The organism is Massilia sp. GER05, assembly GCF_052056005.1.
GTDB classification, from domain to species: domain Bacteria; phylum Pseudomonadota; class Gammaproteobacteria; order Burkholderiales; family Burkholderiaceae_D; genus Telluria; species Telluria orientalis.
Map to the genome: position 1 here is coordinate 2160321 of NZ_CP178858.1, position 16904 is coordinate 2177224.

General features: G+C 69.5%; 12 protein-coding genes. 9 read left to right on the forward strand and 3 right to left on the reverse strand.

Annotated features, from left to right (window positions below; translation table 11 throughout):
* Nucleotides 1-98: 98 nt before the first annotated feature.
* From ACL58G_RS09740 to ACL58G_RS09760, 5 genes are read left to right on the forward strand one after another with little or no spacing between them, the layout of a single operon-like run.
* A complete protein-coding gene (locus tag ACL58G_RS09740; protein ID WP_440966553.1) occupies nt 99-1607 on the forward strand; it encodes a hypothetical protein in 1509 nt (502 codons plus the stop codon).
* Nucleotides 1604-3085 (forward strand): hypothetical protein, encoded by a 1482-nt coding sequence (locus tag ACL58G_RS09745; RefSeq protein ID WP_413382808.1) that lies wholly within the window; start codon nt 1604-1606, stop codon nt 3083-3085. The genes ACL58G_RS09740 and ACL58G_RS09745 overlap by 4 nt, the downstream gene beginning before the upstream one ends.
* Nucleotides 3082-3579: a hypothetical protein gene (locus tag ACL58G_RS09750; RefSeq protein WP_440966555.1), complete on the forward strand. Its 498-nt coding sequence runs from the start codon at nt 3082-3084 to the stop codon at nt 3577-3579. Before ACL58G_RS09745 ends, ACL58G_RS09750 begins: the two co-directional genes overlap by 4 nt.
* A gap of 18 nt (nt 3580-3597) precedes the next feature.
* Nucleotides 3598-7323 (forward strand): tubulin-like doman-containing protein, encoded by a 3726-nt coding sequence (locus tag ACL58G_RS09755; protein ID WP_413382810.1) that lies wholly within the window; start codon nt 3598-3600, stop codon nt 7321-7323.
* 9 nt (nt 7324-7332) lie between these two features.
* On the forward strand, nt 7333-8187 hold the full coding sequence (locus ACL58G_RS09760) for a hypothetical protein (RefSeq protein ID WP_440966556.1): 855 nt from the start codon (nt 7333-7335) through the stop codon (nt 8185-8187).
* A gap of 6 nt (nt 8188-8193) precedes the next feature.
* Here ACL58G_RS09760 and ACL58G_RS09765 read toward each other — a convergent pair whose 3' ends face one another.
* Together ACL58G_RS09765 and ACL58G_RS09770 are read right to left on the reverse strand one after the other, a co-directional pair.
* A complete protein-coding gene (locus ACL58G_RS09765) occupies nt 8194-9981 on the reverse strand; it encodes an FAD-dependent oxidoreductase (RefSeq protein ID WP_413382814.1) in 1788 nt (595 codons plus the stop codon).
* Nucleotides 9982-10083: 102 nt separating this feature from the next.
* Complete coding sequence (locus ACL58G_RS09770; protein WP_413382816.1) at nt 10084-10503, reverse strand: PACE efflux transporter; 420 nt, start codon at nt 10501-10503, stop codon at nt 10084-10086.
* Between the two features lie 89 nt (nt 10504-10592).
* Between ACL58G_RS09770 and ACL58G_RS09775 the strand changes: the two genes are divergently transcribed.
* The 4 genes from ACL58G_RS09775 to ACL58G_RS09790 are packed head-to-tail and all read left to right on the forward strand — an operon-like array spanning nt 10593 to nt 14543.
* Entirely contained in the window at nt 10593-11480 is an 888-nt protein-coding gene (locus tag ACL58G_RS09775; RefSeq protein ID WP_440966559.1) for a LysR family transcriptional regulator, read from the forward strand.
* A 60-nt stretch (nt 11481-11540) separates the two neighbouring features.
* Complete coding sequence (locus ACL58G_RS09780) at nt 11541-12950, forward strand: metallophosphoesterase family protein (RefSeq protein ID WP_440966561.1); 1410 nt, start codon at nt 11541-11543, stop codon at nt 12948-12950.
* A complete protein-coding gene (locus ACL58G_RS09785) occupies nt 12940-14193 on the forward strand; it encodes a cytochrome-c peroxidase (RefSeq protein ID WP_440966562.1) in 1254 nt (417 codons plus the stop codon). The genes ACL58G_RS09780 and ACL58G_RS09785 overlap by 11 nt, the downstream gene beginning before the upstream one ends.
* Entirely contained in the window at nt 14190-14543 is a 354-nt protein-coding gene (locus ACL58G_RS09790) for a hypothetical protein (RefSeq protein WP_440966564.1), read from the forward strand. The genes ACL58G_RS09785 and ACL58G_RS09790 overlap by 4 nt, the downstream gene beginning before the upstream one ends.
* Nucleotides 14544-14647: 104 nt before the next feature.
* Here the strand turns inward: ACL58G_RS09790 and ACL58G_RS09795 are convergent, their stop codons facing one another.
* A complete protein-coding gene (locus ACL58G_RS09795) occupies nt 14648-16648 on the reverse strand; it encodes a diguanylate cyclase (RefSeq protein ID WP_440966566.1) in 2001 nt (666 codons plus the stop codon).
* Nucleotides 16649-16904 lie beyond the last annotated feature (256 nt).

Here is a 16904-nt window from a genome sequence, read left to right on the forward strand (position 1 = left end):
GCGCCGTCGCCTTGATCCCGGCGCTATGATTTCAAAACGATAACGGTCCCGACGTTGGGGGGACCGTCGAACTTTTGACGATCAGACGGTGGGAGCGCATGGCATACCGATGGGAAACGCCGGCCAGTATCTGGCTGGAGGATGAGCGCAGCGGACAGTTCGAGCTCGTGTCCAGCGACGGGCTGGGCCGGATCGACTGGCAGGCCGCCGCGCGCGGCCGCCTGGCCGATTGCGCGCACCTGCTCGGCGCCTCGCTGCCGCGGTCCTGCGACCACGCCGCCATCTATCCCGAGGGGTTCGCGTTCTGTCCCACGTGCGGCCGCCCGCTCGACCGCCTCGGCGTCGCGCCCGAGCGCCATCCCGACTGGTGGGGGCCGTATGCGGATGCGCTGCTGCCCCGGCACGTGCCGCATGGCCTGCCCGTGACGTCGCTGGCGCTGGGCGACAGCCTCGAAGAGCGGCCTCCCGCGCCGGAAGTCGGCCGCTTCGACGCCGCCATGCCGCCGCCGCCGAACGCCCATTGCGTATTCGCAGCCGCCACCTTCGGCTTTCCCGAACAGCGCCTGCTCGCGCTGGCGCCGGGGCGGGGCGTGCTGCAATACTGGGATCCGCTGGCGGAAGTCTGGCACGTGCTGTTGCCGGAAGAGGGCGCGGCCGACCTCGCGTTCGGCGCATCCGATTACGGCTGGCTGCCCACGTCGCACCTGCAGGTGCCCGCGCGCCGCGGCGACGTGGCGCTCGTGCCGACCGCGCGCGGCCTGTACCGCCTCGCCATCAATCCGGTCAGCGAGACCTGCCGCACGGAGGCCGTGCTGGCCGCGCCGGTCGTCGCGGCGCCCGGCCTGATGCGGCGCCAGCTGGGCGTCCTCGTGCGCAATCCGGGCGGCACGCTGGGCCTGTGCGGGCTCGGCGCCGACCTGTCGCCCGGGCCGCAATTCGATTGCGGCGCGTTGCCGCTGACCGGCTGGACGCGGCCCATCGGCTACGACGGCCAGCTGTTCTGGCTGCACGGCGAGGGCCAGCTCGCGTGGCGGCCCGGCGAGGCGCCGCGCTGGCTCGCGTGGCCGGACACGTGGCTGCCCAGCCTCGACCTCGGCGGCCCGACGTTGAGCCGCGACGGCCGCATGTGGCTGATCGGGCATGACGGCTTGTCGTATTCGTTCCTCGAACTGGGCGCAGAACGAGTACAAGCGCGCCCGCAGCGCGAACCGATCGACGGCGCGCGCCTCGGCTTCGCCAACCTGCTGTTCCGGCGCGGCCATCCCGTCGTCGACGAACCGTGGTCCGGCGAGCACGTCGAGGACCAGCACGAGGACGATTCCCTCGTCCTGCCGCTGCTGCGCAGCTTCAACAATAACCGCAGCCAGCCCAGCGGGCTCGTGCTGCGCTTCCACAAATACACCGGCCGTGCCGAAGACGCGCTGGCCAACCGCGTGATCGCCCGCACCACGGTGGAGTGGATCGGCCGGCGCAACGTGATCCTGGACGAAGTGGCGCGCCTCGCGCGGCCGCTCGAGTGCGTGCCCTTCGTCTACGCCAACCGCCTGTGGCTGCACCACCCAGACTGGAACCGGATCCGCGGCTGGAATCTGGAAGCGCCGACGTGAGGGCCTTCGTCCTTTTCCTCGCGCTGTGCGGCGTGATGCCCGCCTGGGCCGTGCCGCAAGTGGCTCAGGTTATTCTGGTGCAGAATTCCGGCTGGATGGAGCCGTTCTACACGGACCCGCAATCGCAGTTCAAGCCGCTGGTCGCGGCGCTCGCGGGCAATGTCGCGCAGCCGGGCGACGCGCTCGTGCTGGCCGCGTTCAACCAGTCGCTGCCCGGCGCGCCGTCGCCGCGCGCGCTGCTGTCCGAGCAGGTGACGAAGGACACGCCCGCGCACGTGCGGGCCGCGCTGGCGGGGCTGCAAATGGCCCGCAAACCCGGCGGCACGGCGCTCGCCGACACCGACCTGGGCGAGGCCGTGGAGACGACCGTCACCAAAGTCCTGGGCGGGAAGGCGGGCCTCGTCTGGCTCGTGACGAACAACCGCAACAGCCCGAACAACGACCAGGCGACCGCGCAGCGCAACCGCGAGTTCTATGCGCTGATCCACAAGGGCGCCGCGATCACGAAGGCGCTCGCCTTCCCGCTGCGGATGCCCGTGCAGGGCCAGCACTACCACGCGAACGGCCTGATGGTGTACGTGTTCGCGGTCGGTCCGGAGGGTGCGCGCGCCCTCGACGCGATGCTCGCGGCGGGACGCGTGCAGCGCGTGATCACCGAACCGCCCGCGCGCCTGAAACCGCTCGACCGCGACACGGTGCGCCTCGTGCCGCGCAAGGTCGAGAACGCACCCGGCGTCGAGTTCTCGATGGATGCGGCGGGCCGCCTGCGCGCGGACGTGTCGCCCGCCGCGCGCACGCCCAGCGCGACGATCCAGTGGCAGCTGCAGAACACGATGTATCCGTACACGATCGCGGGGGCGACGATCTCCGCGCGCTCCATGCTCGGCGGCGAGAACCGCCCGATCGCGCTGAAGACGAATACCGTCACGCGGCTGGCGCCGGGCCGCGCGGAGCCGCTCGCATCGACGGTGCAGCTGCCCGTCGCGCAGCTGCCGGGCAAATGGTCGATGGCGGCGCTGAAATCGGCCGGCTCCGCGTACGTGCTGCCGGGCCGGATCGAACTGCACCTGCAGGGCCAGCGGCTGGAACTGTCGCAGGCGTTCCGCGAGCGCATGGCGGCGCTGTTCCCGGGCGATCCGCTGCCGGACATCTTCACGCCGCCGGCCGACATCCAGGCCTCGACGGCCGTGCTGCCCGTCGAGGTGCATGTCCATTACGGCTCGGGGCCGCTCGTCGCCTTGCTGGCCGGCGGCCTCGCGCTGCTGGCCGCCGGCGCGGGCGCCGCGTATGCGTACGGCCGGCCGCGCCGGGTGCAGCTCGTCGTGGAAGACGAATTGCGCACCGTGCACACGCGGGCGGGCGCCACGCAACCGATCTACGACAAGGCGGGCAATGAAGTGGCCCGCCTGAAGACGACCTTGTTCGGCCACCAGTTGCTGGACCTGCGCGAAGGCGCGCAGGTGCGGCTCGGCCGATGAACCCACGGGAACCCTCCACCATGCAGAACGACCAGACCAAGCCCGCCCCCGACACCGCCGGCACCGACCCGGGCTTCAAACTCCCCGGCCAGACGGCGACCACGCCGCAGGACAGCCTGCCGAAGACGACGCCCGACACCGCGACGCAGCCCGTCGAGATCGCGCCCGGCGGCGCCACCAACACGAGCGCGGCGCCGCTGCGCGACACGGCCGGGCGCGACATGGCGATCGGCGCCGTCGCCTTCGTCGTGCTGCTGGTGATTTACTTCTTCGTGCGCAACGCCTACGTGCACCACCTCGTCGTCAAGCGCGTGGCGCCGTCGGCGGCCGGGAGCGCGGGCTGGCTGCTGTTCGTCGGCATGGGCTTCCTGTCGGCCGCCGTCGTGCTGGCAATCGTCAACGCGAGCAGATACCTGACGCCCGCCATCACCGGACCGCTGGTCGTCGTCGGCGTCGTCACGCTGGTCGCGGCCTTCTTCGTCGGCCGCCGCTGACCTTTCAAAGAGAACACCATGGCAGATTTTCCCGATCCCGCATCCCTGGGCAACAAGGCAGAGTTAAAAGTCGACCTGCGTCCGACGCTGTTCATCGGCGCCGGCGGCACCGGCATGGAAGTCATGATGCGCATCCGCCGCCGCATCCTCGCGGCCGTATGGAACCGCCGGCATCCGACCCGCGTCGAATCCATCGCCGACTTCCCCGTCGCGCGCTTCCTCCATTTCGACCTCGATGCGAACGCCGTCATCGACGAGGGCAAGTCGCAGCGTACGGACCCGTGGTTCGAGCTTGTGAAGTTGTCCGATGAAGAGCGCCTCGTCGAACCGCTCGACCTGCCGCAGTACCACGAGTCGGACGACAGCCTCGCGCGCTTCCCGCTGATCGAAAACTGGATGCCGCTGCGCCCGAAGAAACTGCGCTCGCTGGGCATCGATCCGTCCAAGGGCGCGGGCCAGATCCGCGCGCTCGCGCGGCTGTACCTGTTCGACAAATACCCGAAGCTGCGCGGCCGCATCAAGGGCGCGTTGAATTTCCTGAGCAGTAACGCGGGCATCGAGCGCAAGGAGAATTACCAGCGCCTCGGCCTGCAGGTCGACACGTCGAAATTCCGCATCGTCGTCATCGCGTCCAACGCGGGCGGCACGGGTGCCGGCAGCGCCATCGACCTGGGCTGGATCGCCAAGGCCGTCGCGCGCCAGGAAGTGTCGGACAGCCAGGTCGACCTCGTGATGTTCCTGCCGTCCGGCTATGCGAAGGCGAACAAGGAGCGCACGGAGGCGAACGCGTACGCCACGTTGATGGAGCTGGAGACGAGCATGCGCGACATGAACGCGCGCGTGCAGTGGATGGAACCGGACAGCATCGTCGGCCGCGGCACGCCGTTCGACGACGTGTACTTCGTCGACACGGCGAACCTCGCGAACAAGGCGACGCAGGACGTGAAGGACGTGTACCAGATGGTGGCCGACACGCTGTTCGAGGATTTCGCGTCGGCCGACTTCGCCAACCGCAAGCGCTCCGTCGCCGTCAACCAGCAGCAGCACAAGCTCGGGCCGTACAACCCGCGCGTGCCGGAGCAGCGCTTCGGCGACATGCGCCTGTCGTACTCGAAGGTGTATTCCGCGTTCGGCCAGTCCGTGCTCGACACGCAGCAAAGCCTGCGCGAAGACATCCGCGCCTACGAACTGGCGGCGCTGATGGTGAAGGCGTTCTTCGGCCTCGTCGCGGCCGATGGGAGTGCCGCGCGGCGCGCGACCGACCAGGAACGGGACGCGTTCATGCGCGAGCAGATGGGCATGGCCGAGCATCCGTTCACGGAATTCCCCGATTTTAAAAAGGGCACCGTCGACGTCACGCCGTTCCCGGAATATGCGCTGACGGACATGCTCCTGCTGGACAAGGACCAGCGCTCGCTGCTGGAGCGCGTCGAGAGCAAGGTGCAGCTGGAGATGGACCGCATCATGGCCTCGTACGACCTCAAGCTGTGGCGGGAAAAGGTCGTCGAGCTGCTACCGAACCTGGAACGCGACGCCATCCGCGAGGCCGGCGCCACGGCAGAGACGAGCGAGGACCGCATCAAGCGGCATACGGGCGAGCTGCTCGCGCAACTGCGCCTGAACGTGCGCGGCCGGTTGTACATGCTGCTGGACGACCGCAAGCAGGGCGGCCTCGAATTCGTGCTGTCGCTGCTGGAGCAGGTGAAGGCGCGGCTCGCGCAGCGCGACCTGGCCAGCGTCCAGCGCAACGGCAAGCGCTACCGCGACGTGCGCGACGCGCTGCGCACGCGCCAGGTCGAGGAATCGCTGAACCACCTGACGCAGGCCGCGGGCCGGCTGTTCGGCAAGGATGCGCAGGCGAGAGAGATCATGAACCACCTGAAGCGCGATATCGCCGACTACCTGCGCTTCCACCTGCTCGCCGTCGCGGCGGGACAATCCATCGAGGTGATGCAAAGCCTGTCGTCCTGGCTCGGCGAACCGCAGGCGCCGGACGAACACGGCCAGGTGCGCTGGAGCGGCGTCGCCGGCGAATTCCAGGAAGGGCGGCGCAACGTGGGCGCGATGCTGGCCGCGGTCGACCAGCGCATCGGCCAGCTCCGTGCCGACGCGCGCCAGGAACACGCCACCTACATCAAGCTGGCGAGCGACGTCCTGCCGGAACCGGTGCGCCTGACGGGCGACGTGAGCGCGTGGAGCGAAGAGGTGCTGCTGGAATTCGGCGGCTCCGCGCGGCTGTTCCCGCAATTGGGCGACGAGAGGCTGCGTGCCGACCTGCTGTTAAAACTGTTCCGGCGCGCGCAGCTGCAGCTGTCGGGCGAGCAGGCCGTCGCCGAGCTGCCGGACCCGCTCGTGGAACGCCTGGGCGCGATGTCGCCGCAAGAGCGGCATCGCATCTTCTCCGAGTGGATCAAGAGCGCCATGCCATGGATTAACGCGCGCTTCTCGGCCGAGTTCACGCCCAGCGCGGACCAGTTCAAGTGCTTCATCGGCGTGGGCGATCCGGCCGCGTGGCGCAGGCTGGAAGGGGAAATCCGCGCCGCCGTGCCGACTGGGTTCTTCCACGGCGACCTCGTGTCCGTCGTGAACACGGGCGTGCCGGGACGTGCGGTGTGCTATATCGAGCTGTCCGGCTACCCGATGACGGTGCTGCGCGGCCTGCCGACGTGGCGCGCCAGCTACCAGATCGAAAACCCGAAGATTCCGACGCACCTGCATTTCGATTCGACGCGTTTCCGCCACCCGATCTCGCCGTCGATGGACGAGCTGAATCGCCTGGCCGACGACTACGAATTCTTCCTGGCTGCCGTCGCGCTGGGCGTCCTGCGCCGCAAGCAGGACGCGGGCGACCGCGAGGCCGCGTTCCAGCCGCGCGGCCAATACCTGTTCGAGGTCGAGCAGGGCTCGGGCGAATGGCTCCAGATCGGCAACGAGTACGCGATCCGCTCCAACGGCCTGCCGCCGTACTACCGCGAGCAGGTGATCGCGGCGACGCGCCAGCGCCTGGCTGCGATGGGCCCGCACCAGCTGGCGCTGCTGGCCGCGCTGATGCGCCACTACCAACTGCGCGTGTACGAGCCGAAGCTGGAAGTGGACGAAACGGGCGCGCAACTGCCGTCGCCTTCGCTGCCGTACATCACGGCGCGGCGCCTGTACGACCAGTGGATGCGGCGGGCCGTCGGCATCGACCCGGCGCTGTCGCCCGCGCAGGTGGAGGCGGCGCTCGCGCAGCTCGACACGTGGACGGAGACCGTGCCCGATTCGGCGTCCGACGCGTACGCGTGGGAAGTCGAACGCCCCACGGACAAGCGCGTGATCCGGCCCGAGTTCCTGTCGGCCGACGCGCGCGCCGCGCAGGCGCTGGAACGGCGTGCGGCGATGCCGGTCATGCCGTCCGCGCAGTTCGCGCCGGCCGCGCCCACCGTCGTCGCACCGACGCCGGGCGCCCCGGATGCAGTGCCTTCGCCAGGCCTCGGGCCGGCCGCGTACGTCGTCGGCGCGACACCGATCCCCGTGCGCTACAAGCTGTTCGTCGGCGGCGTGCAGCGCGGACCGTTCGCGCTGGACGAGGTCGTGCAGCAGCTCACGCGCGGCGAGATCGACACGGGCACGCGCATCTGGAACATGCAGTGGAATCCGCGCGCGGACAAGTGGAAGACCGTGGCCGACATCCCGGAACTGATGGCGGCCGCCGGCGCCGCGATTCCCGATCCGGACGACGACGGCATTCCGGACCCCGAATAAGGACGCACCGTGCAGGACGAAGCAATCTACCGCTGCATCAACACCGCCTGCGCACGCGGCATGCCGCGCCGCGTGCAGTACTGCCCGTATTGCGGGACGGCCCAGCAGGCGGGCGCACCGCCGCCACCGCAGGACGATGGACGTGTACGCCGCGATGCCGCCGATAACGTTACAACTGCCGCTGCCGCGGCAGCCGGGGCGGAGGCCGTCGCCGGATTGTCGGGCTGGTCGGATGCGCCGGATACCGTGCAGGAGGCGCCACCGCAGCCGCCGCCGAAGCCGACGCCGTCCGCGACGGCCTTCGGCCACGGCGGCCGCCCGGTCGAGGCCCATACCGCGCCGCCGCCGGAGCGGGGCCGCGGCATCCCGTGGTCGCCGCACCCGACGCCGCCGCCTTCGCCGGCACCGGCGGGCCGCCAGCCGATCCGTCTGCGCTGGTGGATCGTCGCGCTGGCCGTTCTGTGGGGCGTGTGGCTGTGGGCCAAGCCGTCGGCGAAGAAGATCGACAAACGCATCGACGGCGCCATCGCGCTGGCGCAGGCCTGCCAGGGCAAGCAGGCGCAGGCCGAGCTGATCGCGCTGCGCAGCAGCCGCGCCACGCCGCAGCAGCTGGAACGCCTGCAGCGCGAACTGAACGAGGCGTCCAGCGCGTGCACGCGCAAGCGCCAGCGCGCGAGCGCGTGGGCGGTGGCGCGCGGTCCGATCGAATCTTCGCTGGCGTCGGGCAGCGTCGAGCGGGCGCGCACGCGCCTGCAGGCGTTCACCAAGCGCTGGGGCGAGGACGACAACACGCGCGCGCTCAAGGCGCGCATCGACGCCGCGCGCGCCGAGCATCCGCTGGCTATTCCGCCAGACGCGCAGTAACGGGAGTCACGCGTTGCGTGTAAATCCGTCCTCGCTCCAGGCTTCGCTGCCCACGCCGTGGCGCACGAAGAACAGGCCATCCGGATCGTACTTGCGCTTGACCTGCGCGAGCCGCGGATAGTTGGCGCCCCAGAAGGCGTCCTGCCAGCCGGCCTGGAAATAATCGCTTTCGGAGACATAGGAACCGGCCTTCGGCGCCACCGCGAGCAGCGCGTCCATCGCCCGGCCGATCGCCTGCGCGCGGGTGCGCCCGCGGACCGCATCGACGGCGCCGCCGGGCATGCCGGGGAAGCGCGGCCCGTCGCCGCCCGCGATGATCGCGAGCGCGAACGCGTCCAGCACGGCGGGGTTGGTCGCGGTGTCGCGCGCCGCATCGATGTCCGCCTGCGGCGCGCCGGCCAGGCCCTTGTTGAAGTGCAGGCCCACGCTCCAGTGCCGGCTCGCCTGGAACAGCGCGTCGGCGAGGCCGGCCTGGCGTTTCGGATCGAGCAGCCCGGCCGGCAGCCACGCCGACTTGTAGCCGTGGATGAACCAGCCCTCCTGGTCTGTGTCGCCCTTCCAGATCACGTGGTGCGCGGGCGCGCCCGGACGCGGATCGGCGACCATGAAGCCGGGCGCGTGTTCGCGGAAGAACGCCGCGTCCCACATATGCCGCGCGGGCAGGGCCAGCACCTGGAACGGCTTCTCGAACGTGTAGCCGGGATGCGCGCGCAGCCAGTCGAGCAGCGGCGCCCACGTGCGGGAGGCAGCAGCTTCGTCGAGGTCCTGGAACACCATCGAGACGTCGACGGTGTTGTCGCCGTGGATGCCGATCTGTTCGCCCCAGTGCGGATTGAACAGGTCCTTCGCATAGAACTCGACCAGCTTGCCGACCAGCGCACGGAATGCGGCATCGTCGGCCGCGCGCATCTTGCAGAAGACGGCGCCGAACGTGGCCGGCAGCTCGCGGGTGCGCAAGGTGAGGCGCGTGACGATGCCCACGCTGCCGCCACCGCCGCCTTTCAGGGCCCAGAACAGGTCCGCGTTCGTGCACGCGTTGGCGATGCGGACCTGGCCGTCGGCCGTCACGACTTCCGCCTCCAGCAGGCCGGCCGCCGCCGTGCCGTAGCGCTTGGAAAAGCTGCCGAAGCCGCCGCTTTGCACGAGCCCCGCCACGCCGACGGTCGTGCAGCCGCCGCCCTGGACGTAGCGGCCGCCGCGCGTCGTCACCGCATCGTAGGCGTCGATCCACATGGCGCCCGCGCCCACCGTGACGGCCGGCTGCGGCGCGGCCCCGCAGTTGCGCGCGACGAAGGCGGGTTCCAGGCGGACGTCGTTCATGTGCCGGGTCCAGACGAGCAGCGAATCGGGCGCGTCGGACGTGCCCTGGTAACTGTGCCCGCCGCCCTTGACGACGAGGCGCAGGTCGTGGGTGCGCGCGAAGTTCACGGCCGCGGCGACGTCGGCCGGCGTGCGCGCCGCGACGGCGTACGCGCTGGGCTGCGAGGACCAGGCGTCCAGCCAGCCGCTCGTGTGCGTGAAGTTCGGCTGGTCGCCCATCTCGAAACCGTTTTTCAGCCGCGCCAGCGCGGCCACGCACGAGGGCGCATCCGCGCTTGCGGCGCAGCCGGCGAACGGCGCGTCGAGCTTGACGAGGCGGCCGCCCACGCCGCGTTTCAGGTCGTCCCACGCGGCGGCGGACGGCCACAGCGGATCGCCCGGCCGCACGCGCCGCCGCAGCGGTGCGGCGGCCGTGGCGCCTGCGAATGCGAACGGCAGCGTCGCCGCGGCCTTGAGAAGGAATCGTCGTTTCACGGTGTCTCCTGACTGGATCGAATGCCGGTCAGGCTACGCCGGCATGCACGCGCGGGCGAGCGGAATGTGGCGAACCGGGAGACGGCCGGGGCGAACCGGACGTCAGGCCGCCGCCTTCGGCAATCCGAACACGAGGTCGAACGCCCAGTTGAACGCGAAGCTGTAGAGGACGAAGAACGCGACGAGGCCGATGTCGAGCAGGAAGGCGTCGACGAGCGACGTGTCCAGCGCCCACGCGAACATCGGCACGATGGCGAGCACGAGGCCGCCCTCGAAGCCGATGGCGTGGACGACGCGGCGCAGCAGGCTGCGGCCGCGCGTGGCTTGCCGCGCTTCCCACGCTTCGAACAGCGTGTTGTAGACGAGGTTCCAGACGACGGCCGTCGCCGACGCGAGGACGGACGCGATGCCGGCGGCGCCCGCGTCATGGTCCGCGAGGCCGGCCAGGCCGGCCGTCGTGCTCGCGATGGCGATGGCTTCGTACAGTGTGACGTAGACAATCTTGCGTTTGATGCCCTGCATGGTGTTGCGCTTTCCAATCTCGATGGCGTCAGGATATGTCGGTCGAGTTGATGTATAAAGTCAGGATCTTTCAACTTTATTGACAGGTCATGGCATTCACCAGCGACAGCGTGCGTATCTTCCTGGCCGTGCTCGACCACGGCTCCTTCTCGGCGGCGGCCCGTGCGCTGGGACGCGTGCCGTCGGCCGTCAGCATGGCCATCGCCCAGCTCGAGGCGGAGCTGGATTTGATCCTGTTCGACCGGTCGGGACGCGACCCGCGTCCGACGCACGCCGCGCGGGCGCTGGAGCCGCGCGCGCGCCACGTCGCCAGCGAAATGCGGCGGCTGCAGGCGGACGCGCTCGCGCTGCACGGCGGGCTGGAACGGCGGCTGACATTGGCCGTCGTGCCGGAACTGATCGCGGGCCGCTGGAGCGCGCCGCTGGCCGTGCTGGCGCGCGAATTTCCGTCGCTCGAAGTGGAAGTGCTGTCGGCGCCGCAGGCGGATGCGCTGCGCCTGCTGCACGACGGCGGCGTGCAGCTTGCCCTCGTGTTCGAGCGCGAGCGGCTGGACGACCGCGAGGCGTTCCAGGAAGTGGGCAGCGAACTGCTCGTCGCGGTCGTGGCGCCCGGCCATCCGCTGCTGACGGGCGGCGCGCCGCGGCTGGAAGACCTGATCGACCAGCGCCAGATCGTCGTCGCGGGCCGCGATGGCGCGGGCAGGGATCCGCGCTTCGTGCACGCGCGCGACGTGTGGCGCGTGGACAGCTACCTCGCCACCCTGAACCTCGTGCAGGCGGGCCTCGGCTGGGCGTATCTGCCGCGCGCGCTCGCGCAGCCGCTGGTGGCGGCCGGGAGCCTCGTGGAGATCGGCTTCGACAACATCAGCAATGCGCTGCGCCTGTGGGTCGACGTCGTGTGGTCGCGCGAGCGGCCGCTGGGCCTGGGCGCGCAACGTTACGTGGACCTGATGCGCGAGGACTGGCGGATGTCATAGCCGGGTCACATTGCGTCCTTATCGTGTTGCGATTTCAATCACGCACGAAGGGACACCCAGATGATCGGATCGAACGGCCGGGCGCTCGGCGCCATCGCGCTGGCGAGTTTGCTGGCCGCTTGCGGCTCGACGCACATCGACGAGGCGACGAAGGACGGCTACGTGAAATACGCGTGGGTCGTGATGGGCGACGGCGGCAAGCCGGTCGCGCGCGCGGCCACCACGTACGGCACGTGCCCGGTGATCACGGTCGACGGCGCCGATACGCGCATGACCCTGCGCGCGGCCGCAGGCACGCCGGCGCAGCGCACGACGGCGAGCGCCGCCGCGGATTCGAAACCGTCCGCGTTCCCGCTCAACGTCTGCGAGGCGGCGGTGGCGGCGGATGCGAAAGAGGCGCACGTCGGCAGCAGGGCGCTGCCGCTGCCGAAGGCGGCGCCGCAACGCATCGTCATCCTGGCCGACACGGGCTGCCGTTTGAAGAAGGCCGACAACGCCTGGCAGTCGTGCAACGACGCTGACGCGTGGCCGCTCGCGCAGATCGCCGCCACGGCCGCGAAGCTGCGGCCGGACCTCGTCATGCACATCGGCGATTACCATTACCGCGAAAACGCCTGCCCGTCCGACATTGCCGGCTGCAAGGACAGCCCGTGGGGCTATGGCTGGGACACGTGGGAAGCGGACCTGTTCAAGCCGGCCGCGCCGCTGCTGGCCGCGGCGCCGTGGATCGTCGTGCGCGGCAACCACGAGGAATGCGCGCGCGCCGGCCAGGGCTGGTTCCGCCTGCTCGACACGCAGGCCTACGGCGCGAAGCGCACCTGCGACGATCCGGCCAACGACGCCATCGCCAACTACACGGCGCCGTATGCCGTGCCGCTCGGGAGCGACACGCAGGTGATCGTGTTCGATTCCGCCAAGGCCGGCAAGGCGGCGCTCGCGACGAACGATCCGCAATTCCTCGCCTACCAGGACGAGTTCAAGACGGTCGCCCAGCTGGCCGGCAAGGCGAAGACGACGAGCCTGTTCGTCAACCACCACCCGATCCTCGGCTACGCCCCGCTCGCGGGCAGCGCGCCGGCGGGCGGCAATGCGGCGCTGCTGTCGGTGATGCGGCAGCTGAACGCGACCGCGTACTATCCGGCCGGCGTATCGCTCGCGATCCACGGCCACGTGCACGACTTCCAGGCGATCAGCTTCGCATCGAACCACCCGGCCACGTTCGTGAGCGGGAACGGCGGCGACAACCTCGACGTCGCGCTGCCCGACCCGTTCCCGGCCGACCTGCCGCCGGCGCCGGGCGTGACGGTCGAGAGCATCACGCACGGCAATACGTTCGGCTTCATGCTGATGGAGCGCGCGGGCAGCGGCTGGACCTACAAGGCCTACACGAAGACGGGCACCTTGATGGCCACGTGCGCGCTGGCCAACAACCGCCTCAATTGCGACAAGGCGGGCTTCCTTGCTGGGTAAGTCAGTGATCGTCGCAGGCGTGCTGGCGGCATCCACCGCATTCGCCGGCACGCCGCAACTGCCCGCGATGCCCGGCGTCGCCGGCCCGTTCTCGCCCGCGCTCGCGCGCGTGGCGCTGGGCCGGCAGGTGTTCTTCGACACGCGCCTGTCCGAGCCGGCCGGCACGAGCTGCGCGAGCTGCCATGATCCCGCCCAGGGCTTCGCGGGCAACCACGGCTCGCGCATCGGCGTGGCGCTGGGCAGCCGGCCGGATCTCGTCGGCAGGCGCAACGTGCCGTCCGTGCTGTACGCCGCCTACGTGCCGCCGCTGTTCTTCTACCAGGACGACGACGCACTCGCGCCCACGCCGTTCGGCGGCCTGTTCACGGACGGGCGCGTAGACTCCCCGGCGGAACTGGTGCGCCATCCGCTGCTCGATCCGCTCGAGATGCACAACCGCAGCGACGCCGCTATCGCCCGCAAGCTGCGCACGGCGCAGTACGCGGACGGTTTCAGACAGGCCTTCGGCCCTGACGTATTCAGGACGACGGCCACCACGCTGGCCGCGCTCGGCGCCGCGATGGACGCGTTCCTGCAAAGCCGCGACATGTCGCCGTTCTCGTCGCGCTACGACGCCTGGGTGCAGGGAAAGGCGACGCTCACGCCGCAGGAACTGCGCGGGTTAAAACTGTTCAAGGACCCGGACCGCGGCAACTGCGCCAGCTGCCACAAGTTCAACGAGACGTCGACCAATCCGGCCCGCTCGCTGTTCACGGATTTCGGCTACGATGCGCTCGCCGTGCCCCGTAACCGGGCCATTCCGGCCAACCGCGACCCGCGCCACTTCGACGAGGGCCTGTGCGCCACGGGGCGTGCAAAAGGATGGAAGGAGCCCGGGCAGTGGTGCGGCTACTTCCGCACGCCGAGCCTGCGCAACGTGGCTGCGCGCGAGCGCTACATGCACAACGGCGTCTTTTCCGACCTGCGCGACGCCGTCGCGTTCTACGCCACCCGCTCGATCGAGCCGGAACGCTGGTACGGGGACGGCCGCCAATTCGACGACGTGGCGCCGCGCCACCTCGGCAACGTCAACGTGGCCACCATGCCGTACAACCGCCGCAAGGGGATGAAGCCGGCGCTCGACGATGCGGACATCGACGCCATCGTCGCGTTCCTGCGTACGCTGACGGATGCGCCGTTCGAAGCGTCCGCCGCGGCGCGTGCTGCAGGTGTATATTCGGCAACAAAGGAGGGTGCAAGATGAAACGGATATCCATCATCGGCGCGCTGCTGGCGGGCTGTCTCCTGGCGGCGTGCAACCGTGGTACGGACGACGTGGGCCCCGCCCAGCAGGCCGGCAAGGCCATCGACGACGCGGGCGCCCGCGCGCAGGCGAGGGTCGACGAGGCCGGCGCCCGCGTGCAGGAAAAGCTCGATCACGTGAACGACAAGATCGAGCGGATCAACGAGAAGGTCGAGGACAAGGTCCAGGCCCAGGTCCAGAAGGCCGACCAGGCCGTGCGCGAGGCGCGTGAGGGCGCGAAGGAAGCGACGGGGCGGGTCGGGCAGAAGGTCGAGGAGGCCGGGGAGAAGATGCAGCAGGCGGCGAAGTAAACACGTAGCCTAAACCTCGTCGTTCCCGCGAAGGCGGGAACCCAAGTAGGCCGCGTCGACGCCAGGGAGCTTGGGCCCCCGCCTGCGCGGGGGCGACGGTTTACTTACGACGCCATCCTTAACTCCGGCACGTGCCCCGTCACGATCGACAGATCGACGAGCCCCGCGCGCCACGCCTTCTCGATGTCGTGCTCGACCTCGTCCAGCGCCGCCGGAGCGAGGCCGGACACGCCGCACACGCCGTACGCGCGGTTGCGGCCGTGGCCCTTGGCCAGGTACAGCGCCATGTCGACGATGTTGATCGCGCGTTCCCACGAGATGGGAGTGCCTGGCACGAGCGGGAACGGCGCGAAGCCGATCGATACGTTCACGGAGAGGCGCGAGCCCTGGTAGTCGATCGTGCGTGCCGGGATGCCGGCCAGCAGGCGGCGCGCCACCTCGTCGAGGCTGTTCCGCGGCACGGCCGGCAGGAAGGCGAGGAATTCCTCGCCGCCCCAGCGCACGATCATGTCGGTCTCGCGCAGGATCTCGCGCAGCGCGTCCGCGATCTCGCGCAGCACGGCGTCGCCGGCGCCGTGGCCGTACGTGTCGTTGATGTGCTTGAAGTGGTCGACGTCGAGCAGGAACATCGCGCTGACCATGTCCTCGCCGCTCGTGCCGCCGTTGTTGCTCATGCCCCGGCGCTCGATGTCCTGGTGCGAGCGCATGAATTCCTGGAAGTGGCGGCGGTTGTACAGCGCCGTCAGCGGGTCGCGCGCGCTCTGCTGCTTGAGTTCATGGTTCTTGACCTCGAGCTGGGCGTTGGCGTGCCGCACCTTGCGGTACAGGATGCCGACGATGACCGACGCGAGCGCGAACACGAGCGCCAGCAGCCACCAGATGCGCTGCTGCAGGCGGCGGTTGTCGATTTCGGTCGACTTGACCTGGTTTTCCTGGCGCAGCATCTCGATCTGGCGCTGGCGCTTGTCGGCCTCGTATTTTTCCTGCAGCTCCATCATCGCCTTCTGGCGGCGCGTCTCGAACAATTCGTTCGACAGCGCGCGCTCGCGGTGATACGCGGCCAGCGCGCCGGGCAGGTCGCCGGCGCGTTCCAGCGCGTCGCCGTATTCGACGAGGACACCCTGCTGGTCGGGCTTGTTGCCGGAGCGCTGGTACCAGTCCATGCCCTGCTCGATGTGCTTCTTGCCCTCGGCCAGGCGGCCCATGCCGAGATAGGCCTGGCCCACGTTGACGCGGGCCGTGGCGGCGAGGGCGTCGTCGTGCAGCTTCTGCGCCTGTTCCAGCGCCTGCTGCGCGTACGCGAGCGCGCGGCGCCAGTCCTGCTGCTTCAGGTACGAGTCGGCCAGGTTGACGAGCGTGTTGGCGATCATCGCGTCGGCGCCGATGCGGCGTTCCAGCGCGAGCGCCGACAGCAGGGCCTTCGTGCCCCGTTCCATGTCGCCGCTGTTGGCGGCAAGGATGTATTCCGTCGTCTTGAAGATCGCCAGGCGGCCCGGCGAATCGATCGCCTCCGCCAGCTGTTCCGCTTCGCCGATCGCCTCGAACCCCTTGTCGAATTCGCGCATCTGGTTGTACAGGTAGGCCAGCGACTTGAGCGCGACGGCGATCTGCAGCTTGTTGCCGCTCTGGCGCGCAAGCGTCACGGCGCCCTGCATCTTGGTCAGCGCGACGGGGAAGTTGCCTTCCTCGGCGAACGATTCCCCCGACGAGATCAGCACGAGGATGCGCAGGTCGACGTCGGGGCTGTGGGCGGCGAGGCGTTCGGCTTCCCACACCAGCTGGTGCGACTGGCTCATTTCGTTCAGGCCGAACAGGGCATAGGCCTTGGAGAGCAGGGCGCGCGCGACGAGGCTGTCGTCGTGCGCCTGGCGGCCCAGTTGCAGCGCCTGTTCGCACAGCTGGACGGCTTCCACGTGCTTGCCGAGGCGGTGGCTCAGGTCGCAGGACAGCGTGAGCAGGCGGGCGTGTTCGGCGGGCGTGCGGCGCGCCTGGGCGACGAGGCCGGCCAGCAGCGGCACCGCGTGCTGGGGCGTGACGCGGATGATTTCCCCGAGTTCGGCAAAGCGCGCACGCACGGGTTCTTCCGGCATAGCGGCCGCCGGCATGCTTCCGGAAACGAGCAATAGCAGGGCCAGCAGCGCACGGCTGCGTCGGTGCTGCGCTGCACGAGATAGACCTGCCAATATGCCTCCCGAGGAAGTGTGGTCCCTTAATTTAGGACATCTGCATATACAATTATAGGCTCTTGCAATTGAGAAATATCAATTAATGGAACGATTATGCGGAAAAGACACAGGTTTCGTATTCAAGAAGCCGCGTCGTCACAAAAATAGTGTTTAACTAACAAAGTTTCTGCAGCGG

Bases quoted from the DNA above. Each gene is read 5' to 3' on its own strand.
- ACL58G_RS09780 (WP_440966561.1), top strand. From the start codon at position 11,541: ATGATCGGATCGAACGGCCGGGCGCTCGGCGCCATCGCGCTGGCGAGT.
- ACL58G_RS09750 (WP_440966555.1), top strand. From the start codon at position 3,082: ATGAACCCACGGGAACCCTCCACCATGCAGAACGACCAGACCAAGCCC.
- ACL58G_RS09790 (WP_440966564.1), top strand. From the start codon at position 14,190: ATGAAACGGATATCCATCATCGGCGCGCTGCTGGCGGGCTGTCTCCTG.
- ACL58G_RS09740 (WP_440966553.1), top strand. From the start codon at position 99: ATGGCATACCGATGGGAAACGCCGGCCAGTATCTGGCTGGAGGATGAG.
- ACL58G_RS09795 (WP_440966566.1), bottom strand. From the start codon at position 16,648: ATGCCGGCGGCCGCTATGCCGGAAGAACCCGTGCGTGCGCGCTTTGCC.
- ACL58G_RS09755 (WP_413382810.1), top strand. From the start codon at position 3,598: ATGGCAGATTTTCCCGATCCCGCATCCCTGGGCAACAAGGCAGAGTTA.
- ACL58G_RS09770 (WP_413382816.1), bottom strand. From the start codon at position 10,503: ATGCAGGGCATCAAACGCAAGATTGTCTACGTCACACTGTACGAAGCC.
- ACL58G_RS09775 (WP_440966559.1), top strand. From the start codon at position 10,593: ATGGCATTCACCAGCGACAGCGTGCGTATCTTCCTGGCCGTGCTCGAC.